A 24450-nucleotide genomic window follows, 5' to 3' on the forward strand; every position below is an offset into this window, starting at 1 on the left:
CCCTGCCGGGAAAGCCCGGAACAGCACATAATCGGGATATGCCCTCCACCGATGCCCGCGAGCCGGCGGCACCGAAGCCCTGGTTCGCGCGGGGCGGCCTCGCCGTGCTGCACAGCACCGCGCTGGGCCTGCTCGCACCGGTCGAGGTAGTGCTTTTCGCGCTGCTGGCCTGCGCTGCTTCCCTGCTGGGAGTCGGCGTCGGCGTGTTCCTGATTCCCCCGGTGGTCTACGCCGTCCGCGCGGTCGCCAATCTGCAGCGGAAACTGCACGGCGCCTGGACCGGACGCGAGCTGCCGGAGCCGTATCTCCCGCTGCCCGAGGGCACCCGGTTCTTCCAGGTGTTCGCGCGGTTGCTGGCCGACCGCGCCACCTGGCGGGACACGGCCTGGCTGCTGGTGGACGGCACGATCGGCTGCCTGCTCACGCTGGCCCCGCTGGCCCTCGTGGTCGACGGCGTGCGCGGGCTGCTCATGCCGTTGCTCTACCCGGTTCTGGACGATGTGTGGCTCGGCGACTGGTACGTGGCGCTGCCGGTGGACAATCCGGCCGTCGCCTGGATCGCGGTCGTGCTGGGCCTGCTGCATTTCCCGCTCGTCCTGTGGGCCGCCCCGCACCTGCTGAAACTGCACGCGGCGCTGGCGGCCAAATTCCTTTCCCCGTCCGAAAGCACCGTGCTCGCCCAGCGCGTGCAGCACCTCACCACCACGCGCGACGACGCGGTCGGCCATCAGGCGCTGGAGCTGCGCCGGATCGAGCGCAATCTGCACGACGGCGCGCAAGCCCGGCTGGTCGCGATGGGAATGACGCTCGACGCGGCGGCCAAACTCGCCGAACGGCAGCCGGAAGCGGCGAAGAGCCTGATGGAAGAGGCCAAGGCGAGCTCGGTGAAAGCACTGCAGGAACTGCGCGACCTGGTTCGCGGGATCCAGCCGCCGGTGCTGGTCGACCGCGGTCTCGCCGACGCGGTCCGCGAACTCGGGATGGAGTCGGCGCTGGAGATGGAGACCACCGTCGACCTTCCCGGCCGGTTCGCGCCCGCCGTCGAGACCGCCGCGTATTTCACCGTTTCCGAGGTGCTCAACAACGCGATGAAGCATTCCGGCGCGGATTCCGGGAAAATCGACGTACACCATTCCGGCGGACGGCTGTCCATCACGGTCACCGACTACGGCAGGGGCGGCGCGGACCCGGCCAAGGGCACCGGCCTGCGGGAACTCGAACGCAGGCTCGCGCCGCTGGACGGATTCCTCACCGTGCTCAGCCCGCTCGGCGGGCCGACCTCGGTGGTCATCGAAATCCCCTGCCGGCCGGTCGGGTCGTGAGTGGCGATCCCGGTTCTCACCGGCGCCACTCACGACCCGACCTGGCATCGGCGCTCAGTGACGCAGGTAGGCCAGCACCGCCTGCACCCGGCGGTTGCTGTCGTCGGACACCGGCAGCTGCAGTTTCGCCAGGATGTTGTTGATGTGCTTGGACACCGCCTTCTCGGTGACGTACAGCTCGGCGGCGATGTTGCTGTTGGACCGTCCCTCGGCGATCAACCGGAGCACGTCGTTCTCTCGCGGAGTGAGGCTTTCCAGCGCACGGTCGCGCGTGTTGTGCGTGAACAGCCGCGACACCACCTCGGGATCCATCATGGTGTTGCCCGCGGCGACCCCGCGCAGGACGTCGACGAAGTGGTCGCCGTCGAGCACCCGGTCCTTGAGCTGGTAGCCGACCGCGCCCGCGCCGTCGGCCAGCAATTCGTTGACGTACAAGCGTTCGACGTACTGCGACAGCACCAGCACCGGCAGTCCGGGCACCTGACGGCGCGCCTCGATCGCGGCGCGCAGGCCCTCGTCGGTGAACGACGGCGGGAGCCGGATGTCGACCACGCCGACGTCCGGCTTCTCCGTGACCAGCGCGTTCAGCAGATCCGGCCCGTTGTCCAGCGCCGCGACGATCGTCATCCCGTGCGCTTCGAGCAGCCGGACCAGCCCGTCGCGGAGCAGGAACTGGTCTTCGCCGATGACCACGCGCACAGAGCTTCACCTTTTCTTCGCCGCGGCAGTTCCGCTCCTGATTATAGGGGCGCGGACGAGAGTTCCGTGTCGGTTCGGCCCGCGTTCGCGAAAGCGGCGGTCAGGCGAGCGGGGGCGCGGACGGCTCGCTTTCCCGGGCGAAGGCGCAAATCCCCAGAGTTCCGCGAATCGGGTCGTAATCGGCGAGCACCGCGGGCGGTTCGGCCCACAGAGCGGTGGCGGAACGTCCTTCCGCGACCGGTCCGCCGGTCAAGCCCGGTCCGTAGCGATCCGCTGGCGCGAGCCGATCAGTCTCGGCCCGGGCGTCGGCCCGGTCGATTCCGGGCAGCACCGCGACCCGGGTGCTGCCTGCTCCGGACTCGAACAGCAGCGCGGTCGCCGCGTCCACGGGCGGGCGTTCTCCGGCGTAGGGCATTCCTCGCTGCTCCATGACCAGGACCAGCACGCGGTGCATCGGCTTCCGGCGCACGTATCCGGCCGCCACCCGCAAGGCGAGGAAACCGGCGAGCGGGCCCTGTCCGGAAACCGAGTACGTCATCGGGGCGCCCGGCAGCACGGCGGTGAGGTTGACCGGAGCGGACAGCCGCGGGTCGAAATCGGGGCCGTCGTGCGCGACGACGACCAGGTCGATCGGCTCGCTCACCTGGCCGTGCAGCACATCCCGGGCCAGGGAGATGAACGTGTTGCCCTGCGCCTGAGCGACCAGCTCCGGCGAGTAGCCGACGTCGTGCCCGGCGGCCAGATCGGTGAAGTAGCGCGTCATGATCGGGCCGTCGAGCCGGTCGGAGCCGGACTCGAATCGCCGATGCAGCACGGTTTTCAGCCCCATCGGCAGCACGGCGAACGGCGAGGTGCGCGTGGCCGCCACGGGAGCGCCGGCACTGAACATCAGCCCTCCACCGCGGGAACCGGCAGCCGATGCAGGTGCTGGCGGCGCAGCAGGTCCTCCGGCTGGTCCCGCTCGCTGATCACATAGGACTGTCCATCGTGGACCAGAACCTCGGCGGGATAGCCGTGGCTGAGGAACAGCACCGGCGACGCGCTCGGGCCGTAGGCACCGGAGCGTTCCACGCCGATCAGGTCGCCCGGCCGCACCGGCGGCAGCGGGATTTTCTTGCCAAGCACGTCGTTCGGGGTGCACAGCGGACCGGTGATCTGCCAGGTCTCGGTGGCCGGTTCGTCGATCCGGTTCAGCAGCCGCATCGGGAAATCGCGTTTGACATAGGAGCCGATGCCGACCGCCGCCATATGGTGGTTGGTGCCGCCGTCGGCGACCGCGAAGTTCTGCCCCAGCGAGGTTTTGACATAGCGGACGCGCACGACGTAGGTGCCGCTCATCGCGGTGAGGTAGCGGCCCAGCTCCATCACGAGCCGTGTGTCCGGATGCCGGGTGGCGAACTCGTCGATCACCGGGTTCAGTCGCGAGGTCAGCAGGTCGAGGTCGAGGTCGCGTTCCCCGTCGAAGTACGCCACGCCCAGCCCGCCGCCGACGTCGACCAGGTCGAGGCCGAAGCCCAGTCGCGCGGACAGCTGCTCGGCCAGCGCGAAGATGCGAGTGGTGTTCTCCACCACCGATTCCTCGCTGAGAATGCGCGTGCCCATGTAGACCTGGACGCCCATGATCCGCACGTTCGCGTGCCGGGAAACCAGGTCCTCGGCGGCGAACAGCTGTTCCTCGTCCATGCCGAACTGGCGCGGCTTCCCGCCCATCGTCAGTCCGGACCCCTTGACCGCGAAGCTCGGATTGACCCGCAACGCCACCCGCGCTCGCACTCCGCGCGCCGCGGCGAGCCGGTCGATCAACGCCAGTTCCCCGAAGGATTCGCAGACGATCGCCGCGATGTCCTCGTCCAGGCAGGCCTCGAGTTCCGCCTGGCTCTTGCCGGGGCCCAGGAAAATGATGTCGTTCGGCTCGACGCCGCCGCGGCGCGCGGTGCGCAGTTCGGCGAGGCTCGACACTTCGGCACGGGCCCCGTTGTCGTGCAGCACAGCCAGAATCGACACGTTCGGGTTCGACTTCAGCGAGAAGAAGACCTCCATGCTGTCGTGCAGTTCGCGGCGCAGCCGGGACATCCGGCCGGCCAGCTCGCCGCCGTCGTAGACGAACAGCGGGGTGCCGTAGCGGTCCGCCAGCTCGGTGATCCCGACGCCCTCGATCTCGAGTTCCGTACTCATCAGGTTCTGCTCCTAGTGTTCGAAGACCATCGCGGAAAACGTCGAGCCGAGGCCGACCGAAACCATCAGGTAGCGCTCGCCCGGGTTGAGCAGTCCGAGCCGGGTCGCGGTGTGGTAGTTGAGGAACGGGTCCGCGCAGAAGCAATGGCCGGTGCGCGGGACGTTGCCGAGGAAGATCCGTTTCCGCGGCACGTCCATCGCCTCCGCCGCGCGGATCCACGAAACCTTGTTGACGTTGTGCGGCAGGACGAGCGCGAGATCGCTCGCCGCGCACCCGGCGGCTTCGAGCGCGGCGCGGGTGACGTCGCCTAGTGCGTCCGGATAGATCTGCCGGAAGACCTTGTTCTGCTCTTCGTTCGTGATGACCTCGCCGCCGGGACCGCCGAGCGTGGTCGTCGCGTAGCCGAGCAGCCGATCCCGTTGCCCGCCGGGGGCGACCAGCACCGCGGCGGTCCCCTCGCCCATCACCGCGACGTCCGGGATGATCTGCGCGGCCGGGGTGAAAGCCTTCTCCCCGGCGAGAACCAACGCCAGCGCGTCCGGGTCGCCGTCCTGTTCGAGCAGTGCACCAGCGAGATCGAGCGCGAGCAGTCCGGATGCGCACGCGTGGTCGGTGACGGTGAAGGCGAGCGCGTTCTGCAATCCCAGCCGCTGGCGCACCTCGGCCAGCGGATCGAACGGATGCGGCGACGCCGCGGGTACCGTCTTCGGCCGCAGCACGTAGCGGACGCGCTCCTCGACCCCGGCGAACCCGTCGAGCTTCGCGACCGCGCCGAGCAGCATCTCGGCCTCGGACTCGGGCGACCGGCAAACCTCGGACAACCCGTAGATGCGATGCAGCCTGCGCAACTGGGCGTCAGTAAGGCCGAGCGCGTCCTGCAGCGTCGCGATCGGCACCGCGGCGGGCAGGTAACTGGACACAGACATCAGGCTCGTCACCCCGACAGCGTCCCAACCGGCACTGACGTGACGCTGACGCGCGGCTTTCAACCGGCTTCGTTCACCACAGCACGACGGCGGTGACCACATGCGCCGCGCCCACCACGGCGCTCCCCGCGAGCATCCCCCGTTCCCCGCGAAAGATCCCGATCCCGACGTCCCCTGCCTGCGCGACCGCCGCCGCGATCAGGACCACCGCGCAGACTGGTCCAGACCAGATCAGCGGCACGACCGCGGCCGCACCGCCCTGACCGCGTACATCCAGCCGTGGAACTTCTCGCCGTTCGTCGGCGCGTCGCTGTGGCTCAACGCCGCCGCTCGCACTGCCGCCACCATCGCGAGCACGGCATCGGCCACCACCAGGACGATCGTCATTACCTCACCAGTCGACTATTTACAGATTGAACTGTTCATCGATGATTAAAGTACCGGTGTGGCGACCGACAGCTCCTTGCCCGAGACCTCGGCCTTCCGGCTCATGGTGCTCGGCGCCGACCTGGCGAACGAGTTCGCGAGCACCTGCGCGAATCCGGGCTGAAGCCCAAACATCTCGGGACGCTCGCCATGGTCGAGCAGGGCTTCGCCCGGACCCAGGACGACATCGCCCGGCTCATGCGGATGAGCCCCAGCCTGGTCGTCCGGCTGGAGCAGCGCGACCTCATCGAGCGGCAGCGGGACCCGGCCAACCGGCGCAAGCACATCCTCACCCTCACCGGGGAGGGAAATCCTTGCTGGCCGAGACGGGTTCGCTCGCTGCGGCCGTCGACGCCGAACTGGACGCCCTGCTCGGCCCGCGGCTCGGCGGCCAGCTGGACGAGGCGCTCGCGCGGCTGATGGGCAAGCTCATGGCGGACCGGGAGCGTCCCGGGCCGCGGTGATCAGCGGGATTCCGCTCGTCCGGCTACCGTCGCAAGCATGCGCGTACTGGTCGCCGGAGCCTCGGGGTTCGTCGGCAGACGGTTGTGCCCGGCGCTGACCGACGCCGGGCACGACGTGCTCGCCATGACCCGCCGCCCCGAGCAGTACCGCGGTGCCGGCGAGCCGATCCACGGCGATGTCGCCGACATCGGCTCCCTGCGAGACGCGCTCAAGAACGTCGAAGCCGCCTACTACCTGGTCCACTCCCTCGACAGCGCGGACTTCCAGAAGCGCGACGCCAACGCGGCCCGCGCGTTCGCCCGTGCCGCGGCGGAAGCGGGAGTGCGCCGGATCGTCTACCTCGGCGGTCTCGGCGACGACGCCGACTCGCTGTCGGCGCATCTGGCCAGCAGGCGCGAGGTCGAACGGCTGCTGGCGGAGACCGGCGTGCCGGTGACCGTGCTGCGCGCGGGAATCGTCATCGGACACGGCGGGACGTCGTGGGAGCTGACCCGCCAGCTCGTCGAACGCCTGCCCGCGATGATCACCCCGCGCTGGGTCGGCACGCGCACCCAGCCGATCGCGCTCGCCGACGTCGTCCGCTACCTGGCCGGCGTGCTGGAGCATCCCGAGACCGCGGGCCGGACGTTCGACATCGGCGGCCCGGAAGTGCTGACCTACCGGGACATGCTGCAGCGCGTCGCGGTGATCGAGGGCAGGATGCTGGCGATCGTGCCGGTCCCGCTGCTCACGCCCCGGCTGTCGTCCTACTGGATTTCGCTGGTCACCGACGTCGATGCCACGACCGGGCGCGCGCTGATCGACTCGATGGGCAACGAGGTCGTCGTCCGCGACGACGCGATCCGCCGCATCGTCGAATTCGAGCCGATGAGCTACAACGACGCCGTGCTGCAAGCACTGGGCGAACGAGTGCGACAGCGGCGGACCGGGTGAAGGCGTTCCTGACGGCGGTGACCGCGGCGGGTTCCGGGCTGCTGGGAGCGTCCTTGGCGAGCAAGCCGGGATCGCGCCGGTTTCACGCGCTGACCGCGTCGGTCGCGGCGACCTGGTTCGCCGGAGCGCGCTCGGCGGGGCCGGTGCCACGGGGTCGTACCGACGTCGTGCAGCCGGTATTGGCGGGTGCGGGCGCGTTCGGGGCGTTTTACGGCTGCGCGCTGGTCGCTCGCCGGATTCCGTTGCTGCGCCGGGCGATCACCGGCGTGCTCGGCCACGCCCATCACGGTTCGACGCCGACCGTGGTGACGACGACGCTCGTAACCGGTGCCGCTGAGGAGGTTTTCTTCCGCGGCGCGCTTTACGACACGTTCGGCCCGCGAGCATCGACCGCGATGTACGTGCTGTCGACGACGGCGACGCGGAATCCGGCCTTGGTGCTGGCGTCGGCGACTATGGGGACGCTCTTCACCCTGCAACGCCGTTGGGGCGGCGGAGTGCAGGCACCGGTGCTGACGCACGTGACCTGGTCCGCCCTGATGATCGGCTTCCTGCCCCGGCTTTTCCCGCCTCAGGATTCCAGCAGTGGCGGAGCAGGTCCGTAGGCATTGGCGCGGGCGGCGCGAGCGCGGGCACCCGGGATGCCGGTGAGCAGGCGCAACAGCCGATACGGCGGGGCAGCGGGACGACCGCGTTCCCTCGCGCGAGCGGCGCGTTGTTCCAGCCGGACCTGCTGCGCCTGCACCTTCCGGATCGCGGGTTCGCGTTCGGCTTGGATCCGCGCGAGGGCGGCGTCGGACGAATCCCGCACGAGGTGATTGGCCGCGGCGACGGCGTCCTGCACCGCCATGAGGATCCCGTTGCCGCCGACCGGCGAGATGACGTGCGCGGCATCGCCGATGAGCAGCAGGCCTGGCCGCCACCAGCGCTCCACCCGGGAGATGTCGACCGACAGCAGGGTCGTCTGGCCGAAATCGGTCAGCAGATCGGCCCGGTCGGCCAGCCACGGCACGTGCTCGGCGAGAAATGTCCGGATCGGACCGACACCCTGTTCGCGAGCTTCGGCGTAGCCGCCCTTGGGCAGGCTGTATCCCACTTGCCAGCCGCCGGTCCCGGCGAGCAGGCCGACGTAGTGGTGTCGCCCGAAGAAGAGGTCGACGTCGGCGTCCGGCGGGTCCTCGGGACGGTGCGGCAGCCGGAACCACAGCAGGTCGGTGGTGGCGCCGAGGGAGCGGGCCGGCGCGTCCGCCAGGCGGCGGATCCGGGAAAACCGGCCGTCCGCGCCGACCACGAGCGCGGCGGGCTGGTCGTGGGTTCCGGTGTCGTCGCGGTAGCGGACGCCGGTGATTCGGCCGTCGTCGTCGCGGTTCAGGTCAACGACTTTGGCTCCGGTGCGCACGCTCGCGCTCGGGAGTGCGGCGGTTTCGGCGGCGAGGAAGTCGAGGAAGCGCGCCTGCGGCATCAGGGCGACGTAGTTGTACGGCGAGGAGAGCTTGCCGTAGTCGGCGGTGGTGATCGACCCGGCCGGGGTGTGGAAGCGGAAGAAGCGCGCTTTGTGGTGCGGCAGCGCGAGCAGCCGGTCGGCCAAGCCGAGGCGGTCGAGCAGTTCGAGGGTGTAGGGGTGCAGGGAATCGCCGCGGAAGTCGCGGTCGAAGTCCTGGTGCGCTTCCAGCAGGGTGACCGGGATTCCGGCGCGGCCGAGCAAGTAGGCGAGCACCATCCCGCCGGGTCCGCCGCCCGCGACGACCACCGGCGACCCGGTTGTCATTCCGCCCCTGGTTCGAGACGGAACACGGCGAGCGAACCCAGCTGCGCGGCGATCTCGGCTGCCGACGCGGCGGGACCGACAGGAAACGCGGCGATCGCCCACGGAGCCCGCACTGCGTTCAAGTAAGCCGAGATCACCGACACCGCCTCGGCGCCGCCCACCGGCTGTGCGCAACCGCTTTCGTCGGCCCCACCAGCCCGAAGACGGCAGTTCGGAGTCGCGACGAGATTGCCTACCCAGTCGCGGTTCGCGTCCGGCGAAACCAGGTAGCGGGTGCCGTCGAGCAGAAGAACCCCGATCGGCGTTTGCCGGATCCGGCCGCTGCGGCGTCCGGTCGTTTCGAGCACCCGAAGCCCGTAGCCGCCTTCCGGGACCGGATCCGGCTCGGTGGCGAGCAGCTTGCGCACCATCTCGGCATTGACCTGGGCAAATTCGCTAGATTTTCTAGCCATACCGGACACTGTACCTCGTCGCTAGAAGTTCTAGCTACTATGCCGGCGTGGCGGACAAGCAAGCGGCGCGGGAGGTCTCCCTGGCAGTGCGGCGGCTCCTGCAAGCCGGCCGGGGCATGCAGGCGGTGCTGGCCCGGAAACTGTCGCTGCGGGTCACCGACGTGCAAGCCCTCGACCATGTGGTTTCCAGTCCGGAGCCGATCGGTCCGGGCGAGCTGGGCCATCGGCTCGGCATCACCTCGGCGTCCGCGACCGTGCTGGCCGACCGGCTCGCCGCCGCCGGGCACCTGGCCCGCCGCGCCGACCCGGCCGACCGGCGGCGCGTCCACCTCGAGGCCACCGACCACGCCCGCGAGGACATCCGGGCCGCGCTGGGCCCGCTGCTCGCCGAGATGGAAGCCATCACCGATCGGCTCAAGCCCGAACACGTCCCGGTCGTCCTGTCCTTCCTGGACGAGGTCGCGGCGGCGATGCGCGCCTACGACCGACGCTGAACCGCCTGCTCACCCCGCCGCCGGGTCAGCAGCGTCCACCCAATGAGCCCCGCGAACGCGACGACCAGCAACGCCTGCGAACAAGCGGCCGCCGTGTCGAACGGCAGCGTGTACACGCCCACGATGCGAAGCACAGAGTCGGCGATCAACCCGACGCCCCACACCAGCGAGACCTGATACCAACGCCGCCGCAACGCCGCGCCGCCCGCGGTGGCCTCGAATTCGCGCTGCTGATCGCCGCCGGCCGAACGAGCGAAGCGCCGTGCCGCGTAGTACGCGAGCGGACGGTTGAGCACGCAGCTGCCGGCCAGAGCCACGCCGGCGCAGAAGGTGGTCACCGATTCCTTCGCCAACAGCAGGCGCGGGTCGCCGGTGACAAAGCTCAACGCCAGGCCCAGGCCGAAAAGCAGCACGAGGAACGACGAGAAGAGGTCGAGCCGCCGCTGTGCCACCGCGACCCAGATCGTCCGCACTCCCGCGACGACGGTGCCGATCAGCAGTGACACGTAGGCACTCGCGCCGAGCAGGTTGGCCGCGTAGTAGGCGACGACGGGCAGGCCGACGTCCAGGAACAGAGCGGTGATCATCGTGCGAGCGTGCGAGGTCATGCCGTACTCCCCGAGTTTGGCTTGGCTGCTGGGATTCACCCGGAAAACGCTACGGTCGCCGCCGCCGGTCGTCTTGCCGCCGCAGGCGTATCCGCGGGTGGAGAAATCCAGGGTCGGGTGGAGGGATTTCTCCACCCGCGGATACGCCGCGCACCGCACGACTTCGCCGCCGTTCCGCCGTAGTTTTCTCGGCATCGGAACGAAATCGAAAGGCAGGAACAACCCATGAGCGGACCCGTGGAGATCGTCCTGATCGTGGCGGCGGTCGGCTACCTGATGGTGCGGCGGCTGATCGGCGAACCCGCGCAGGCCAAGCAGATGCTCATCCTGCCCGCGATCCTGTCCGTCGTCGGCCTCAGCACAGTCTCCGGCGACGTGAAAACCGCGGCCTCGCTGGTCTTCCTCGTCGGGACCGCGGCGATCAGCGTCGTCCTCGGCGTCCTGCGCGGGGTCAGCGTCCGGATTTCCCGGCGCGACGGCACCGCCTTCGTCCGCTACACCCCGGTCACAGTCGGGCTGTGGGTGGCGAACATCGTGGTCAAGATCGGCGTGAACCTCGCGCTCGACGCCTTCGACCCGCAGGACGCGGGCGGCGTCTCCAACAGCATGCTGCTCACCATCGGCGTCGGCATCCTCGCCGAGGGGCTGGTCGTGCTCTACCGCGCACTGCGCGCCGGGCACCAGGTCATGTGGACCCAGGGCAGCGACGGCGCGCCGGGGAAGACCTCGCCGATGCTGGACACCATCCAGCGCAACCTCACCGGCCGCCCCGCCGAGTGGAACACTCAGTCCGCGCACGACGCCGGCCAGACGAGGAGGAACCTGGTCCCATGAGCACGCCGGACCAGCGGTCGCCGTCCCTTCTCGGGCAGCGCCGGGACGAGTTGATCCAGCCCGTCCTCGTCCTCACCGCGATCGCCTGCACCGCGGTTCAATGGCCGGACGCGACCATCGCGTACCGGCCATTGGCCTTGCCGCTGTTCGTGCTGTGCTCGGTCGCCGGGATCGTCTCGCTGCTGCCCTGGACCCGGCTGTCCGAGAAGCGGCAGGTCACCGCGATGGGCGCGTACATGCTGTTCGGCGCGCTGCTCCTGCCGCTCACGCACGGAACGTTCGCGGCGATGTTCCCGTTCGTCGCCGCGTCCGCCTCGGGGGTCAAGCTCGCGTCCCGCCGGGCCGCGGTGACCATCGCGGTCGCCGGAGCGGTCGTCGCGGTTGCCGCGACCTGGACGGTCGGAGAGCTGTCACCGGGCTTCCCGGTGTGGCCGGTGTGGGTGCCCCTGACCGTGAGTCTTCCGGTCGCGGTCGGCATCTCGCACCACGACCGTCTCGACGCGATCCGCAACGCGCAGCTCGCCGCCGAATCGGCGCAGCGCGCCCGCGAGTCCGAAGCCCGTGAGGCAGCGCTTGTCGAACGCGGCCGTATCGCGCGCGAGATTCACGACGTCCTCGGTCATTCGCTCTCCGGGATCGCCCTGCAATTGGACATGGCCGACGCACTGCGCGACAGCGGCCGCGACGACGAGGCAGCCGCCGCGGTCCGCAAGGCACGCGCCATCGCCGTCGACTCGATCAGCGAGACCCGCCGCGCAGTGCACGCGCTGCGCGAAGACACCTTGCCGCTGTCTGAGACGTTGTGCCAACTCGCCGAACACGCGTCGGCCGGGTTCGCGATCGAGGGCGAAGCCGGCGCGGTCGGCCCGGAGACCACGCACACGATGGTCCGGGCGGCGCAGGAGGCGATGACCAACGCGGCCAAGTACGCGCCGGGCGCGACTCGCAGCCTCCGGCTGGCCTTCGCTGCCGATCATGTCAGGCTGACCGTGCACAACGGGCCCGCTACCGAACCCCGCCGCGCCGAACTGGCCGGCGGTTCCGGGGTCGGGCTCGTCGGGATGCGCGAACGGGCCGCCCTGCTCGGCGGCACCCTGCGAGCAGGTCCGGCCGGCGACGGCTGGACCGTGGAACTGGAGCTGCCTCGATGACCGACCGCCCGATCAGCCTCGTTGTCGTCGACGACCAGGCGACTGTCCGCGAAGCGCTCGCGGTCATGCTCGACCTCGCCGAGGACGTCAACGTCGTCGCGACCGCGACCAACGGCGCGGAAGCGGTCGAGGCGGCGCGGGAACACCGCCCGGACGTAGTGCTGATGGACCTCAACATGCCGGTCCTGGACGGGGTCGGCGCGACCGGCAAGATCCGCGAAACCCTGCCGGACACCACGGTTCTCGTGCTCACCACGTTCGACGACGACGAATCGATCCTGGCCGCGCTGCAGGCGGGCGCGAGCGGCTACCTGACCAAAGAGGCGGACCGCACCACGATCCTGCACGCCGTGCGCACCGCGGCGCAGGGCCAGACCGTGCTCTCGCCCGAGGTGCAGCGGCGGTTGCTCGCACTGGCGGCCAAACCGGCCCCGCCCGCGGAACCGGATCTCGCGCTGACCGCGCGCGAACGGGAAATCCTCGGCCTGATCGGCGACGGCCTGCGCAATCCGGAAATCGCGGCCGCATTGGTCATCAGCGAGGCCACCGTGAAAACCCACATCAACAACCTCTTCGCCAAAGCCGGTTTCCACTCGCGCGCCGACGCGGTCCGCTACGCGCTCAACTATCAGAACGGCCGGCGTCAGCAGTAACCGAGGCACGGCAAGGGTTCTTACCCGGGCAGGTCTTCGAGACCGAGCCGGTACCAGTCGTCCGAGCCGATATTCGCCGGTGACCTGGAACCGGTCGTCCTCCAGCACTCCGGCAACCAGCCGATCCCGGTAGGCCGTCGTGGATGCGGACGACGGGCCAGTCTGTGCAGAAGCACGTCCATGCGGTGTCGCCGTCGACGGTGAAGGCGTAGCAGCCCAAGATGTGGCCCCACACCGCGCGAGCGGAGTCGGGGTACGCCATTCGGCCGAGAACCGGACCAGCCCGCTCCGGCCGGCGGGAGGCGCGGCGACGAGCGAGCCGAGGACGCCTTCATCGAAGTAGCCGACCCAGACCTCGCCGCCGGGTGGCCTGCACGTGGTCGATACCGTCGCCGAAAGTCTGCTCGGCCGCTGCTTCGCCGTCAGAGTCGTAGACCATCGCATTGCGGTCTGGCCCTTCGGACCGCCCGTCGACCAGCAGCACGCGACCCTCCGGCAGTGGTTGCACCGTCGGACGCGCCAGCCGAAGATCGGGAATCAGCGCGGCGACCGCCATCTCCGGTACGTGCACGGTCACCCGCACCGGACGTGCTGCGCGCACTTCGGGAAGCTTCACCGCTCGGTCCGCAGGGGCTGACCACACCGCCATCAACTCACCGAGCGGCCCCATCGACTCCGGAATCCGCACGTTCCCCCGCTGCGGCGGCACGATTCGCGCATGATGCCAGGTCTGGACGGTCGGCAGAGCCAAGACCGTCGCCCGGCGCGCCGCGTTCTTCCGGTCCCACTCGCCCACCCGCCCGTCCGACCACGCCGGCGTCCGCGAGCTCCACCGCATTTCCCCGGCCGGAGACCCCAGCCGAGCACACCGCCACCATCCCGGCCTGCCGCGTATCCAGCACGACCGCCCCCGCCGAGGTCTCCACGCACACCCGCCCGTCCGCCGCCGCGGCCAGTCGTACCTCCGCCCCCGGCACCACCCCGGCGAGCCGCAACGCGCGGAGAAACCCGACGTCGTCCTGGATCCGCTCGCTGACCCGAGACAACCGGGCAGAGCGCTGCCCGGCCCGCACCGCCTCAGCCAGCGCTCGCGTTCCCCGCGGAACCGGCAGCGGAGCGACGTCGATCCCGAGCTCGGGAAGGCCAGGGACCGGTGCCCCGTAGGGAGAACGCCGCGGACCCCCGCACACCTCGAAGACCCGCCGGGCCACGGTCTCCGACATCACGTGCTCCCACCGGCAGGCCTCGACGTGCACCCGCTCCCAATCCAAGCCGATCACCTGGTGCAGCAGCACCTCCGCGAGCCGGTGCTTGCTTATCACCCGCACCGCGATCCGCCGGCCCTCCGGGGACAGCACGACCCGCCGGTCCTCGTCGACCTCGAGCAATCCGTCCCGCTCCAGCCGCGCGACCGTCTGGCTCACCGTGGGAGCGGCTTGCCCCAGCCGGTCCGCGATCCGCGCCCGCCGCGGGACCACGCCGTCCTCCTCCAGTTCGTACGCCGCCTTGAGGTACATCTCGGTGGTGTTGATCAGGCCCCGCGCGGTCACGAGAACCAGCCTGGCAACTCAACTCGGGTTGAGGTCAAGGCGATCCGCGGAGCCGCATATCGTCCGTGTATCGGAAACCGCATACGTGCTGGCAACATCGGCCTGCCTTGACTGGCACCCATGACCTACCGCGAACCGGCACGCGCCGCGGGCCTTCGGGTTCGATCGCTGGTTCCGGCGGCCGGGATCACGATCTACGGCTGCGGGCCCGACGAAGCCGCCCTGGTGCGGGAGGCGGTGTCTCGGTTGGGGGTGGCACCGACTGTCACCGAGGCGGCGTTGTCCGAAGCCACGGTCGAACTCGCCGCCGGGAAGCGGTGCGTCAGTGTCAGCCACAAAACCCGCATCACCAATGGCACCTTGCGCGCGCTCAGCGAGATCGGTGTCAAGTATCTCTCCACGCGGAGCATCGGCTGCAATCATCTCGACGTCGGGTACGCCGAGAAAATCGGGATCTCGGTGGAAAACGTCGCGTATTCGCCCGACAGCGTCGCCGATTACACGATCATGTTGATGCTGATGGCGATCCGCGACGCGAAGTCCCTTATCCGCCGGACGGACGCCCGCGATTACCGATTGAGCCATACGCCCGGAAAAGAACTGCGCGACCTCACTGTAGGCGTCATCGGAACCGGACGGATCGGCGCGGCGGTCATCGACCGGCTCTGGGGTTTCGGCGGACAGAAGCTGGCTTACGACCTGCGTCCCCGGACGTCGGCCGATTACGTTCCCCTCGACGATTTGCTGCGGCAGAGCGACATCGTCACCCTGCACACCCCGCTCACCCCGGAAACCCGCCACCTCATGGACCAGCGCCGGATCGAGCGGATGAAACCCGGCGCGATCGTCGTCAACACCGGCCGCGGCGGATTGATCGACACCGAAGCCCTCCTGTCCGCGCTGGAAAGCGGCAGGCTGGGCGGCGCGGCATTGGACGTCCTCGAAGGGGAGGAAGGGATGTTCTATGCCGACTGCCGCCGCGAACCCATGGAAAACACCAATCTGGCGCGACTGCGAACTCTGCCGAACGTCCTGATCAGCCCGCACACCGCGTACCACACCGACCACGCCTTGCGCGACGCGGTGGAAAACAGTCTCCTCAACTGCCTGAATTTCGAAAGCTGGACAAACCATGCCTAAGCTCAAGGTCGGCGTCGTCTTCGGCGGAATCTCCGAGGAACATCCCGTCTCGGTCAAATCCGCGCGAGAGGTCGCGAAGAACCTCGATCCGGAGAAATACGAACCGTACTGGGTCGGGATCGCCAAGGACGGTGCGTGGAAGCTGTGCGCAGGCCCCGGCGAAGCGTGGGAGGACAGCGGTCGTCCGGCGATGCTGTCGCCGGACCGGGGCGTCCACGGGCTGCTCGTCGAGGAGCAGGGCAAGTACGAACCGGTCCGGCTGGACGTGGTGCTGCCGGTGCTGCACGGCAAACTCGGCGAGGACGGCGCGATGCAGGGTCTCCTCGAACTGTCCGGCATCCCGTACGCGGGCTGTGACGTGCAGAGTTCCGCGCTGTGCATGGACAAATCCCTCGCGTACCTGGTCGTCGGCAGCGCGGGCATCGCGACGCCGAATTTCTGGGCCGGCACCGCGGACGAGGACGTCGACGCGAGCAAGTTCGCCTATCCCGTCTTCGTGAAACCGGCCCGGTCCGGTTCGTCGTTCGGCGTCACCAAGGTCTCGCGCGAGGAAGACCTGCCGGGCGCGATCGCGGAGGCGGCGCAGTTCGACTCCAAGCTGCTGATCGAGGAAGCGGTCGAAGGCAGCGAGGTCGGGTGCGCGGTCCTGGGCAACGGCGCGGACCTGATCGTCGGCGAACCGGACCAGATCCGGCTGTCGCACGGGTTCTTCAAGATCCACCAGGAGGACAACCCGGAAAGCGGCTCCGAGAACTCGACCATCCTCGTCCCCGCGGACATCCCGGCGGAGTCGCGCGCCCGCGTCCAGGCGAGCGCGCAGACCGTCTACCGCGCGCTGGGCTGCAAGGGACTCGCCCGCGTCGACCTGTTCCTGCTCGAAGACGGCACCGTCATGCTCAACGAGGTCAACACCTTCCCCGGGCTGACCTCCTACAGCCGGTACCCGAGGATGATGGCGGCGGCCGGGCTCTCGTTCTCCGGAATGCTCGACCGGATGGTGTCGCTCGCGCTGGCCGGGACGCCCCGATGAAGCCCGGTTTCGCCTTCCTCGACGAGATCGCGCCCGGGATTCGCTGGGACGCCAAGTACGCCACCTGGGACAACTTCACCGGCAAACCGGTCGAGGGCTACCTGGCGAACCGGATCGTCGGCACCCACGCCTTGTGCGGCGCACTGCACAGCGCGCAGGACAAAGCCGCGACGCTGGGCTTCGGCCTGCTGATCTGGGACGGTTACCGGCCGCAGCGCGCCGTGGACTGTTTCCTGCGCTGGGCGAAACAGCCGGAGGACGGCCGGAAAAAGCGCCAGCACTACCCGAACCTCAACCGTGCGGAGATGTTCGAAAACGGTTACGTGGCAACCAAATCCGGCCACACCCGAGGCAGCACAGCGGATCTGACGCTGTATCGCCTTGACACCGGCGAACTCGTCCCCATGGGCGGCGGCTTCGACCTGATGGACGCGGTCTCGCACCACGGCGCACGAGGCCTCACCGCGGCCGAGGCGGCGAACCGGCAGCATCTCCGTTCCATCATGGAGGACTGCGGTTTCGCCGCCTACGAATCCGAGTGGTGGCACTACACGCTGAAGGACGAGCCCTATCCGGACACGTACTTCGATTTCCTCGTCGCCTAGATGGACACCAGAGCACCACGCGTGGTCGTCGCCGGAGGCCATTCGGCCGGGCACATCGAACCCGCGATGAACTTCGCCGACGCACTGCGGCGATTGGCGCCCGCAGCGGAGATCACCGCGCTCGGCACTGTCCGCGGTCTGGACACGACGCTGATCCCCGCTCGGGGGTACCCGCTGGAACTCATCCCGCCGGTCCCGCTGCCGCGCAAGGCCACCTGGGCCCTCCTGCGCACACCCGCCCGCCTGCGCGATTCGATCCGGACCGCCGGGGCGGTCCTCGACCAGGTCCAAGCCGGCGTCGTGGTGGGCTTCGGCGGCTACGTCGCCGCCCCGGCCTGCCTCGCCGCCCGCCAGCGTCGGTTGCCGATCGTCATCCACGAAGCGAACATCCGCCCGGGAGCGGCCAACCGAATGGCCGCCTGGATGACGCCCCACGTGTACACCGCCTCCCCGGACGTCCGGCTGAAAAACGGCACCGCGATCGGAATCCCGCTGCGTCCAGCGATCACCGGACTCGACCGGCTCGCGACCCGGGAAGCGGCTCGCCGCCGGTTCGGCCTCGACCCCGACGGCCCGGTCCTGCTGGTCACCGGCGGATCGCAAGGCGCCACAACGATCAACGCCGCCGCCTCCGGCGCAGCCGCCGCACTACGGGCGGCCGGGGTGCGAGTCCTGCACATCACCGGCCCGCGGCACACCGTCGAAGCGGACGATCCGTCGTATGTCGTCCTGCCGTTTGTCGACGAAATGCAGTACGCCTACGCCGCCGCCGACTTCGCGATCTGCCGTTCCGGCGCGATGACCTGCGCCGAGCTGGCCGCGGTCGGGCTCCCCGCCGCATTCGTCCCGCTGCCCGACCGCGGCGGCGAGCAACGACTGAACGCAGGGCCAGTCGTCTCGGCAGGCGGCGCGCTGCTCGTCGACGACGCCGACCTCACCCCAGCCTGGATCGAATCCGCTCTCCTCCCGATCCTCACCGACCCGGCGCGCCTCGCGGCGATGTCCGCCCGCGCCTCCGCGACCGGAGCACCCGACGCAGGCATCGTCCTAGCGCGACACGTCCTGGCGATCGCCCAACGACATCGACCCGCCAGGTAGCCGCACCGTCACCCGCAGCCCGCCCGCGGCGCCCGGCGCGAGAGAGAGCGTCCCGTCATGCGCCTGCGCGATGCTCTTCACGATCGCCAGCCCCAGCCCGACCCCGACGTGATCGCGGCGGATCCGCTCGGTGCCGCGCTGGAACGGCTCGGTGAACGTCCAGATCCGCTCCGGGCTGACTTCCTCCCCGGTGTTTTCCACCGCGAGCGTGCTCGACGTCGCGGAGGCAGTGGTGCGGAGCTGCACGGTCCCGCCTTCCGGCAGATTGTGGACGATGGCGTTGTGCAGCAGATTCGTCGTCAACTGCAGCAGAAGCGCCCGAGACCCGTTCACGGCAGTGACATCACCGGAGGTCTCAATGGCCACTCCGTGTTTCTCGGCAAGCGGGAGCAACGTCTCAGCGGCTTCTTCCGCCAGAAGCGACAGGTCGACCGGCTCCCGAGTGAACGAACGCTGATCCGCGCGGCTGAGCAGCAGCAAGGCTTCGGTGAGTTCGATCGCTCGCGCGTTCACGACGCGGAGGCGTTCGTGCAGCTCGCCGATATCGCGCTCCGGGTCATCGCGGGCGACTTCGAGGAGGCTCTGCGTGATCGCCAGCGGGGTGCGCAGCTCGTGGGAGGCGTTGGCGGCGAATCTCCGCTGTTCGGCGACGTGCGCGTCGAGGCGGGCGAGCATGGCGTCGAAGCTGTCGGCGAGTTCGCGGAACTCGTCGTCGCGGCCTTCCAGTTCGATCCGGTGGGCGAGCGAACCGGTCGCGGCCTGCCGGGTCGCGGCGGTGATCCGGTTCAGCGGGGCGAGCATGCGCCCGGCGAGAATCCAGCCGCCCAGCAGGCCGAACATCAGCAGGAGCAGCATCACGATGGCCGCGTCCGGCGCGAAGTCCTTGATCAGGTCGCGGCCGGACGGGGCCATCACCACCGGCATGACCTCCAGCGCCCGGTCCTGGTAGTCCAGCAGGAAGAAGCCCACCGCGCCGAGCAGCAGCGTCCCGGCCAGCATGAGGAATCCGGCGTAGCTGAGGGTCAGTTTGAGCCGGACGCTCATCCCGGGCTCGCGGATCATCCGCGGTCCGGCCCGTCGTCGATCCGGTAGCCGACCCCGGGGACGGTCGCGACCAGCCACGGTTCGCCGAGCCGTTTGCGCAGCGCCGAAACCGTGATGCGCACGGCGTTGGTGAACGGGTCCGCGTTCTCGTCCCAGGCCCGTTCGAGAAGGTCCTCGGCGCTGACCACCCCGCCCTCGGCCGCGACGAGCACCTCCAGGACGGCGAATTGTTTCCGGGTCAGCGCGACATACCGGCCGTCCCGGTAGACCTCGCGGCGGAACGGGTCCAGTTTCAGCCCCGCGATCTCGCGCACCGGCGGCCGGTTGTGCGCGCGCCTGCGGTCGAGCGCGCGCAGCCGGAGCACGAGTTCCCGCATTTCGAACGGTTTGGTGAGGTAGTCGTCGGCGCCGAGTTCGAAGCCGGAGACCTTGTCGTCGAGCCGGTCGGCGGCGGTGAGCATCAGGATCGGCATGCCGCTGCCGGAGGCGACGACGCGTTTCGCGATCTCGTCGCCCGACGGTCCGGGGATGTCCCGGTCGAGCACGGCCAGGTCGTAGGCGTTGACGCTCAGCATTTCCAGCGCGGTGTCCCCGTCCCCGGCGAGGTCGGCGGCGATCGCTTCCAGGCGCAGCCCGTCCCGGATGGCCTCGGCCAGGTAGGGCTCGTCCTCGACGATCAGCACACGCATGGACTCGATGCTACGAGCGGGTGCGTATCGCTGGCATATCCGAAACCGCGTACGTGCCGGCAACACCGGTTCGCCTTGGCTGAACGCCATGACCCGCAGCGAGTCAGCACGACGCCCGGCGCTCGCCGGCTTCCGGCGAACCGTCCGCCGGGTGCTTCGCCGTCGTGGCGCACTGAGCGAGGCCGACGGAGCCGTCCCGTACGGCACGACGGTGTTCGCCGAGATTCCGGCGGTGGCCAATCTCGCCCCGGTGTTCCTGGACGCGCTGCGCCGGGCGGCGAAGGACGCCGCGAACGACGGCGTCGAGTTCCGCGTCAACAGCGGCTGGCGTTCCCCGGCGTATCAGAATCAGCTTCGGCACCAGGCGATCGCCAAGTACGGCTCGGAGCAGGAAGCCGCTCGCTGGGTAGCCACCGCCGACCGGTCCGCGCACGTCCTGGGGAACGCGATCGACCTCGGCCCCGCCGAAGCGACGGCGTGGCTGTCGGAGCACGGTGCCGCGTATGGACTGTGCCAGATTTACCGCAACGAACCGTGGCACTACGAACTGCGCCCGGAAGCCATCGGCCATGGCTGCCCGCCGATGTACGCGGACCCTTCGCAGGACCCGGGATTACAGCGTTAATCCGGATCCGCCGCGAGCCGTTCCTGCAACCGCGCGTGCCGGAACTGGTACACCTCGCCGACCTGACGCAGCACGCCGCGGCGATGCGCGTCGTCGAGAAAACCCATCAGATCCAACGGGATCCGCTTCCGTGAGGCCAGCCACAACCGGCTGAACGTGTACGCGCCCCAAGCCCGGGCGATCCACACGCTCAACCCCACGGCCAACCCGAACACCACCCCGGCCGCCACCGCTTGTGCCGTGCTCGATGCCCGCGAGAAGACCTGGCCGCCGATGATCACACCCGCGATGCCATAGGCGAGGCTTCCCGGGCTCCGCACCAGAAACCGGCCCAGCAACGCCGACGCCAGGCCGCCCGCGAGGGCCAGCGCCAGGTCGTAATGGTCGTGGAAGACGCCGAGGAACCGCGTTTCCTTCGTGAAGGCGAACGCCATCCCGTAGAACAAGCCCAGCGAAACGATGAAGGACAAGGTGAACGACAGCGTCGCGGCGCGGTCGTTGCGCAGGACGCTCGCCGGACTCGACACCCGGCTCGCCTCCAGCGGCGTGTCCAGCCAGACGTGCACGCCGATCGCCAGCCCGAACACGACCGCGAGCAGGGCGATCACCCCGGCCGACAGCGACCACGCCAGCCCGAGGCACACCCCGATCAGCACCCCGACCGCGAACCGGCGCAGGAAGCGGCCCGCGGTCCCGCGAAACCGCGCCTCCACGCGCAACGGCCCCGGTCGGCTGCCGACGGTATGCGTCACACAACCTGCCACCGCGAACGACAGCCCGTAGATCGCCCCGATCACCGGTCCCGCGGCGATCCAGCCGGTCAGCGCGAACAGCAACGCGGGCGGCAGCCCGAGGCAGAGCCCCAGTACCAGCCTCGGCACCGCACGGTCCAGCTGCCACCACGCGAGGTCGCGGCTCTGGTCCCGTTCCAGTTGCCGGGCGAAGAAGCTCAGCCAGCGCTGCGCCTGCTCCGCCGGGTAATCGCGCGGGCGGGCCGGGCGGTCGAGCCGGGCGGGCGGGGCCGGGCGCGAGGTGTAGACCACGGGCAGGTACTCGTCGAGCAGATGGCCCTCGATCGCCGCGCGGCCGGGAAACCGCGTCGTGTCGCAGAGTTCGCCGGGATCGGTCGAGGGGTGCGCGTACGCCGTCCTGGCCAGATCGACCATCAGCGGCGTGCGAAGTGCCTGCGCCAGCGGGCTTTCCGGATGCTGCCGCAGCTGCCGGACGACCGGATCCCAGCGGGTTTCGCCGAAGCGCTGCCGGGCGGTGAGGAAGTCGATCGCGTCCTCGGTCTCGACCGGTTCGATCTCCACCACCGCCGCGCGTGACAGAAAGGTCCCGGACTGCGCCACCGCGGATTCGTATTCCGTGCTGCGGCAGGTCACCACGAGCGGACGGCCTCCGGAAACGGCCTGGTCCAGCGCGTCGATCGCGGCGGTGTGCAGCCCGGGAGCCAGCTCGTCGAGACCGTCGAGCACCGGGATGACCCGGCCTTCGAGCACCAGCCGCAGCGCCGCGCCCCTGCCGTACGCGCCGGTGTTGGCCAGGCCCGGATACTCCTCGGCCAGGCGGCGGGCCAGCCAGCCGTGCAGGTGTTCCTCGCGCGGATTCCACGACGACAGCGGCAGCAGCACCGGCACCGGTTCGCCCGGCGGCGGGTCGGCCAGCAGCCCGAGCGTGAGCAGGATGGCCAGCACCGACTTCCCCGCGCCCGGTTCGCCGAGCACGACCAGCTGCCGCGCCGGGACCTGCCGGAACTTCGCGACGACGTCGGTGAGATCGCCGCTGAAGGTCAGCCGGTCGGGGCCGCCGGGCCGGCCGAGCACCGCCGGCGCGGCCGCGGCCACCGGACGCTCGGTGCTCGTCCAGGTCAGCGGCACCGGTTCCGGACGGTGCAGCGAACGGATCTCGGTCTCCGCGGTCCACTGCCGGACGATCGCCGCCGCGAGTTCCCCGGCCGCCCGATCGAGCTGACCGGAAGGCCGTTCGGGCGGCTCCGCGGCGACCGGCTCTCCGGTTTCCCCGCGCAGGATCTGCTCGTGCAACCGGCGCGCCTCCGCACCGGGATCGACCCCGAGTTCTTCGGCGAGCTGCGTCCGCAACCGCTGGAACACCGCGAGCGCGTCCGCCTGCCGACCGCTGCGGTCCAACGCGAGCATCAGCTGTGCGTACGGCCGTTCCCGCAGCGGATGTTCCTCGACGATCGCCCTCAGCTCGTCCACCACCTCGCGGTGCTGCCCGAGCTTCAGCTGCCAGTCGATGCACAGCTCCATCGCGTTGAGCCGCTGCTCCTCCAGCCGCGCCGCGCGCCCGGCGAGCCCCGCGGCGTCCAGCCCGTCCAGCACCGGGCCGCGCCACAGCCGCAACGCCGACCGGATCTTCTCGACCGCGTCGGCCAGCGCTCCGCCCTCCGCCGACTGACCGGCGGCGGCAACGGCGTCGGTAAACCGAAGCCAGTCGACTTGTCGATTGCCGACCGTAATCCGGTAGCCCGAGCCGTCGGTGACGATGAGCTTCTGCTTGGGGTCGCCGAGCCGCTCGCGGAGCACGGAGACGCAGTTCTGGATCTGCTTGGTGGCCGTCGCGGGCGGCTCGCCGTCCCACGTCGCCTCGATCAGCTTCGGCAGCGGAACGACCGAGTTGGGCGACAGCAGCAAACAGGCCAGCACGCGGCGATGGCGCGCTCCGGGCAGCGTCACCCGGTCGGTTCCGTCCTGGATTTCCAGCGCTCCGAGCACGCGAAAATCCATTCCGCGACTTCCCTCCTCCGCTCCGGGGTCCGAGCATACCCGCGCAGGTCACCGGCACCGCGGAGAGCGAAAGGACAGACCGGGGACAGCTTGGGGACGGCGCCGGGCAGGGTGGAAACCACGTCCGGCCCCCGAGGTGGGGACCTGGTCGCCGGCCTCCGGGCCGACGCGGTGGGGCCGGGCGGACAACCTCTGGACAGGGGCGGGTGCTGGGGGTACTCGCCGCCGTTCGCCGGAAAATCGGGCGACGCGAGCGATCGTCTTCGCGACAATCGCGGCCGTGGAGGAAGTCGAAGTCATCGTCGCCCACCACGAACGCGCGACCCTGCGCGTCGGCGACGTGTTCCTGAAGGTCGACACCGATCAGGCGCGCGCCGACGCCGAGGTCGCGGCGATGGCGCTGGCCCCGGTCCCGACGCCGGAGATCCGGTGGCGGAAGCCGCCCGTGCTCGCGCTCGCCGCGCTGCCCGGCCGCGAACTGGGCCGCCCCGGCACCCCGTCGACCGCGTCATCGGCAGCCTGGGCCGCCGCGGGAGCCGCCGCCAGGAAGCTGCACGAGGCACCGCTGCCGCCGTCGCCCGGCCTGAACCCCGACGAACTCGCCGCGGACCTCGACCGCGAATGCGCGTGGCTGATCGCGAACGACGTCCTCCCCGCCGGCCTGGTCACCCGCAACCACCAGATCGCCAAAGCAGCGCTGCGCCCGTGGATCCCGGTGTTCACCCACGGCGATCTGCAGGTCGCGCACATCTTCGTCGAGGGCGACGAGGTCACCGGCATCCTCGACTGGTCCGAAGCCGCCCAAGGCGACGCCCTCTTCGACCTCGCCGCCCTGACCCTCGCCCATCAAGAACACCTCGCCGACGTCATGGCCGGCTACGGCACGGACGTCGACCTCGACGTGCTCCGCGCGTGGTGGTCGCTGCGCAGCCTCCGGGTGGTCTATTGGCTGATCGGACACGGCTTCGACCCGGCTCCGGAAGTCGCGGTCTTGGCGGCCCAGCTATTCTAG

Annotated in this window: 29 protein-coding genes; 14 read left to right on the forward strand and 15 right to left on the reverse strand. The window is 69.9% G+C overall.

Going from position 1 to position 24450, the window contains the following annotated elements:
• The first annotated feature begins 38 nt into the window (after positions 1-38).
• On the forward strand, positions 39-1322 hold the full coding sequence (locus tag BM362_RS19490; protein WP_067591392.1) for a sensor histidine kinase: 1284 nt from the start codon (positions 39-41) through the stop codon (positions 1320-1322).
• A gap of 54 nt (positions 1323-1376) precedes the next feature.
• Here the strand turns inward: BM362_RS19490 and BM362_RS19495 are convergent, their stop codons facing one another.
• From BM362_RS19495 to BM362_RS50895, 7 genes are all read right to left on the reverse strand, one after another.
• A complete protein-coding gene (locus BM362_RS19495; RefSeq protein ID WP_067591395.1) occupies positions 1377-2021 on the reverse strand; it encodes a LuxR C-terminal-related transcriptional regulator in 645 nt (214 codons plus the stop codon).
• Positions 2022-2121: 100 nt separating this feature from the next.
• Positions 2122-2910 carry a beta-ketoacyl-[acyl-carrier-protein] synthase family protein gene (locus BM362_RS19500; RefSeq protein WP_093574094.1) on the reverse strand — a complete coding sequence of 263 codons (789 nt, stop codon included), beginning with the start codon at positions 2908-2910 and terminating at the stop codon, positions 2122-2124.
• Positions 2910-4196: a type III PLP-dependent enzyme gene (locus BM362_RS19505; RefSeq protein WP_067591401.1), complete on the reverse strand. Its 1287-nt coding sequence runs from the start codon at positions 4194-4196 to the stop codon at positions 2910-2912. The genes BM362_RS19500 and BM362_RS19505 overlap by 1 nt, the downstream gene beginning before the upstream one ends.
• 12 nt (positions 4197-4208) lie before the next feature.
• Positions 4209-5123, reverse strand: coding sequence for a 3-oxoacyl-[acyl-carrier-protein] synthase III C-terminal domain-containing protein (locus BM362_RS19510; RefSeq protein WP_244287210.1), 915 nt, complete (start codon positions 5121-5123; stop codon positions 4209-4211).
• A 73-nt stretch (positions 5124-5196) separates the two neighbouring features.
• A complete protein-coding gene (locus BM362_RS49965) occupies positions 5197-5331 on the reverse strand; it encodes a hypothetical protein (RefSeq protein ID WP_255366209.1) in 135 nt (44 codons plus the stop codon).
• A gap of 23 nt (positions 5332-5354) precedes the next feature.
• On the reverse strand, positions 5355-5510 hold the full coding sequence (locus BM362_RS47525; RefSeq protein WP_167545369.1) for a hypothetical protein: 156 nt from the start codon (positions 5508-5510) through the stop codon (positions 5355-5357).
• A gap of 45 nt (positions 5511-5555) precedes the next feature.
• Positions 5556-5834 carry a hypothetical protein gene (locus tag BM362_RS50895; protein ID WP_093574096.1) on the reverse strand — a complete coding sequence of 93 codons (279 nt, stop codon included), beginning with the start codon at positions 5832-5834 and terminating at the stop codon, positions 5556-5558.
• On the opposite strand from BM362_RS50895, the gene BM362_RS50900 reads away from it, so the two are divergent.
• The 3 genes from BM362_RS50900 (at position 5754) to BM362_RS19525 (ending at position 7552) form a co-directional block, all read left to right on the forward strand.
• Positions 5754-5969, forward strand: a complete 216-nt coding sequence (locus BM362_RS50900; RefSeq protein WP_483073385.1) for a hypothetical protein — start codon at positions 5754-5756, stop codon at positions 5967-5969. The genes BM362_RS50895 and BM362_RS50900 overlap by 81 nt on opposite strands.
• 81 nt (positions 5970-6050) lie before the next feature.
• Complete coding sequence (locus BM362_RS19520) at positions 6051-6947, forward strand: NAD(P)H-binding protein (RefSeq protein ID WP_093574097.1); 897 nt, start codon at positions 6051-6053, stop codon at positions 6945-6947.
• Positions 6944-7552 (forward strand): CPBP family intramembrane glutamic endopeptidase, encoded by a 609-nt coding sequence (locus BM362_RS19525; protein ID WP_093574098.1) that lies wholly within the window; start codon positions 6944-6946, stop codon positions 7550-7552. The genes BM362_RS19520 and BM362_RS19525 overlap by 4 nt, the downstream gene beginning before the upstream one ends.
• Here BM362_RS19525 and BM362_RS19530 read toward each other — a convergent pair.
• Together BM362_RS19530 and BM362_RS19535 are read right to left on the reverse strand one after the other, a co-directional pair.
• Positions 7519-8715 (reverse strand): FAD-dependent oxidoreductase, encoded by a 1197-nt coding sequence (locus BM362_RS19530; protein ID WP_093574099.1) that lies wholly within the window; start codon positions 8713-8715, stop codon positions 7519-7521. The two genes, BM362_RS19525 and BM362_RS19530, sit on opposite strands and share 34 nt — an antisense overlap.
• Positions 8712-9167, reverse strand: a complete 456-nt coding sequence (locus BM362_RS19535) for a nitroreductase/quinone reductase family protein (RefSeq protein ID WP_067591417.1) — start codon at positions 9165-9167, stop codon at positions 8712-8714. The genes BM362_RS19530 and BM362_RS19535 overlap by 4 nt, the downstream gene beginning before the upstream one ends.
• 47 nt (positions 9168-9214) lie before the next feature.
• On the opposite strand from BM362_RS19535, the gene BM362_RS19540 reads away from it, so the two are divergent.
• Positions 9215-9661: a MarR family winged helix-turn-helix transcriptional regulator gene (locus BM362_RS19540; protein ID WP_093574100.1), complete on the forward strand. Its 447-nt coding sequence runs from the start codon at positions 9215-9217 to the stop codon at positions 9659-9661.
• On the opposite strand, the gene BM362_RS19545 is transcribed toward BM362_RS19540, so the two are convergent.
• Positions 9646-10464 carry a VC0807 family protein gene (locus tag BM362_RS19545; protein WP_232791939.1) on the reverse strand — a complete coding sequence of 273 codons (819 nt, stop codon included), beginning with the start codon at positions 10462-10464 and terminating at the stop codon, positions 9646-9648. The genes BM362_RS19540 and BM362_RS19545 overlap by 16 nt on opposite strands.
• Positions 10465-10494: 30 nt before the next feature.
• Here BM362_RS19545 and BM362_RS19550 point away from each other — a divergent pair, with 30 nt between their 5' ends.
• From BM362_RS19550 to BM362_RS19560, 3 genes are read left to right on the forward strand one after another with little or no spacing between them, the layout of a single operon-like run.
• Entirely contained in the window at positions 10495-11103 is a 609-nt protein-coding gene (locus tag BM362_RS19550; RefSeq protein ID WP_067591422.1) for a DUF1453 family protein, read from the forward strand.
• The gene (locus BM362_RS19555) at positions 11100-12254 is read left to right on the forward strand and encodes a sensor histidine kinase (RefSeq protein ID WP_093574101.1); all 1155 of its coding nucleotides are present in this window, start codon (positions 11100-11102) and stop codon (positions 12252-12254) included. Before BM362_RS19550 ends, BM362_RS19555 begins: the two co-directional genes overlap by 4 nt.
• Positions 12251-12907, forward strand: coding sequence for a response regulator (locus tag BM362_RS19560; protein ID WP_067591427.1), 657 nt, complete (start codon positions 12251-12253; stop codon positions 12905-12907). Before BM362_RS19555 ends, BM362_RS19560 begins: the two co-directional genes overlap by 4 nt.
• Positions 12908-13238: 331 nt before the next feature.
• On the opposite strand, the gene BM362_RS19565 is transcribed toward BM362_RS19560, so the two are convergent.
• The gene (locus BM362_RS19565) at positions 13239-13523 is read right to left on the reverse strand and encodes a hypothetical protein (RefSeq protein ID WP_161269503.1); all 285 of its coding nucleotides are present in this window, start codon (positions 13521-13523) and stop codon (positions 13239-13241) included.
• Positions 13524-13560: 37 nt separating this feature from the next.
• Positions 13561-14457, reverse strand: coding sequence for a metal-dependent transcriptional regulator (locus BM362_RS48260; protein ID WP_093574102.1), 897 nt, complete (start codon positions 14455-14457; stop codon positions 13561-13563).
• 120 nt (positions 14458-14577) lie between these two features.
• Between BM362_RS48260 and BM362_RS19575 the strand changes: the two genes are divergently transcribed.
• Genes BM362_RS19575 through BM362_RS19590 form a run of 4 tightly spaced genes read left to right on the forward strand, consistent with a single transcriptional unit; the run spans position 14578 to position 18330 of the window.
• Positions 14578-15597: a D-isomer specific 2-hydroxyacid dehydrogenase family protein gene (locus tag BM362_RS19575; protein ID WP_093574103.1), complete on the forward strand. Its 1020-nt coding sequence runs from the start codon at positions 14578-14580 to the stop codon at positions 15595-15597.
• Positions 15590-16627 carry a D-alanine--(R)-lactate ligase gene (gene vanA, locus BM362_RS19580; RefSeq protein ID WP_093574104.1) on the forward strand — a complete coding sequence of 346 codons (1038 nt, stop codon included), beginning with the start codon at positions 15590-15592 and terminating at the stop codon, positions 16625-16627. The genes BM362_RS19575 and vanA overlap by 8 nt, the downstream gene beginning before the upstream one ends.
• Positions 16624-17232, forward strand: coding sequence for a D-Ala-D-Ala dipeptidase VanX (vanX, locus tag BM362_RS19585; RefSeq protein ID WP_067591440.1), 609 nt, complete (start codon positions 16624-16626; stop codon positions 17230-17232). The genes vanA and vanX overlap by 4 nt, the downstream gene beginning before the upstream one ends.
• The gene (locus BM362_RS19590) at positions 17233-18330 is read left to right on the forward strand and encodes a UDP-N-acetylglucosamine--N-acetylmuramyl-(pentapeptide) pyrophosphoryl-undecaprenol N-acetylglucosamine transferase (protein ID WP_093574105.1); all 1098 of its coding nucleotides are present in this window, start codon (positions 17233-17235) and stop codon (positions 18328-18330) included.
• Here BM362_RS19590 and BM362_RS19595 read toward each other — a convergent pair.
• On the reverse strand, positions 18280-19392 hold the full coding sequence (locus BM362_RS19595; RefSeq protein WP_067591445.1) for a sensor histidine kinase: 1113 nt from the start codon (positions 19390-19392) through the stop codon (positions 18280-18282). The genes BM362_RS19590 and BM362_RS19595 overlap by 51 nt on opposite strands.
• Entirely contained in the window at positions 19389-20063 is a 675-nt protein-coding gene (locus BM362_RS19600; protein ID WP_067591448.1) for a response regulator transcription factor, read from the reverse strand. Before BM362_RS19600 ends, BM362_RS19595 begins: the two co-directional genes overlap by 4 nt.
• 88 nt (positions 20064-20151) lie before the next feature.
• Here BM362_RS19600 and BM362_RS19605 point away from each other — a divergent pair, with 88 nt between their 5' ends.
• Positions 20152-20688 carry a M15 family metallopeptidase gene (locus BM362_RS19605; protein WP_198545575.1) on the forward strand — a complete coding sequence of 179 codons (537 nt, stop codon included), beginning with the start codon at positions 20152-20154 and terminating at the stop codon, positions 20686-20688.
• On the opposite strand, the gene BM362_RS19610 is transcribed toward BM362_RS19605, so the two are convergent.
• Positions 20685-23438, reverse strand: a complete 2754-nt coding sequence (locus BM362_RS19610; protein WP_093574107.1) for a BTAD domain-containing putative transcriptional regulator — start codon at positions 23436-23438, stop codon at positions 20685-20687. The genes BM362_RS19605 and BM362_RS19610 overlap by 4 nt on opposite strands.
• Positions 23439-23718: 280 nt before the next feature.
• Here BM362_RS19610 and BM362_RS19615 point away from each other — a divergent pair, with 280 nt between their 5' ends.
• A complete protein-coding gene (locus tag BM362_RS19615) occupies positions 23719-24450 on the forward strand; it encodes a phosphotransferase family protein (RefSeq protein ID WP_093574108.1) in 732 nt (243 codons plus the stop codon).

The organism is Amycolatopsis rubida, from assembly GCF_900115345.1.
Classification (GTDB): Bacteria; Actinomycetota; Actinomycetes; order Mycobacteriales; family Pseudonocardiaceae; genus Amycolatopsis; species Amycolatopsis rubida.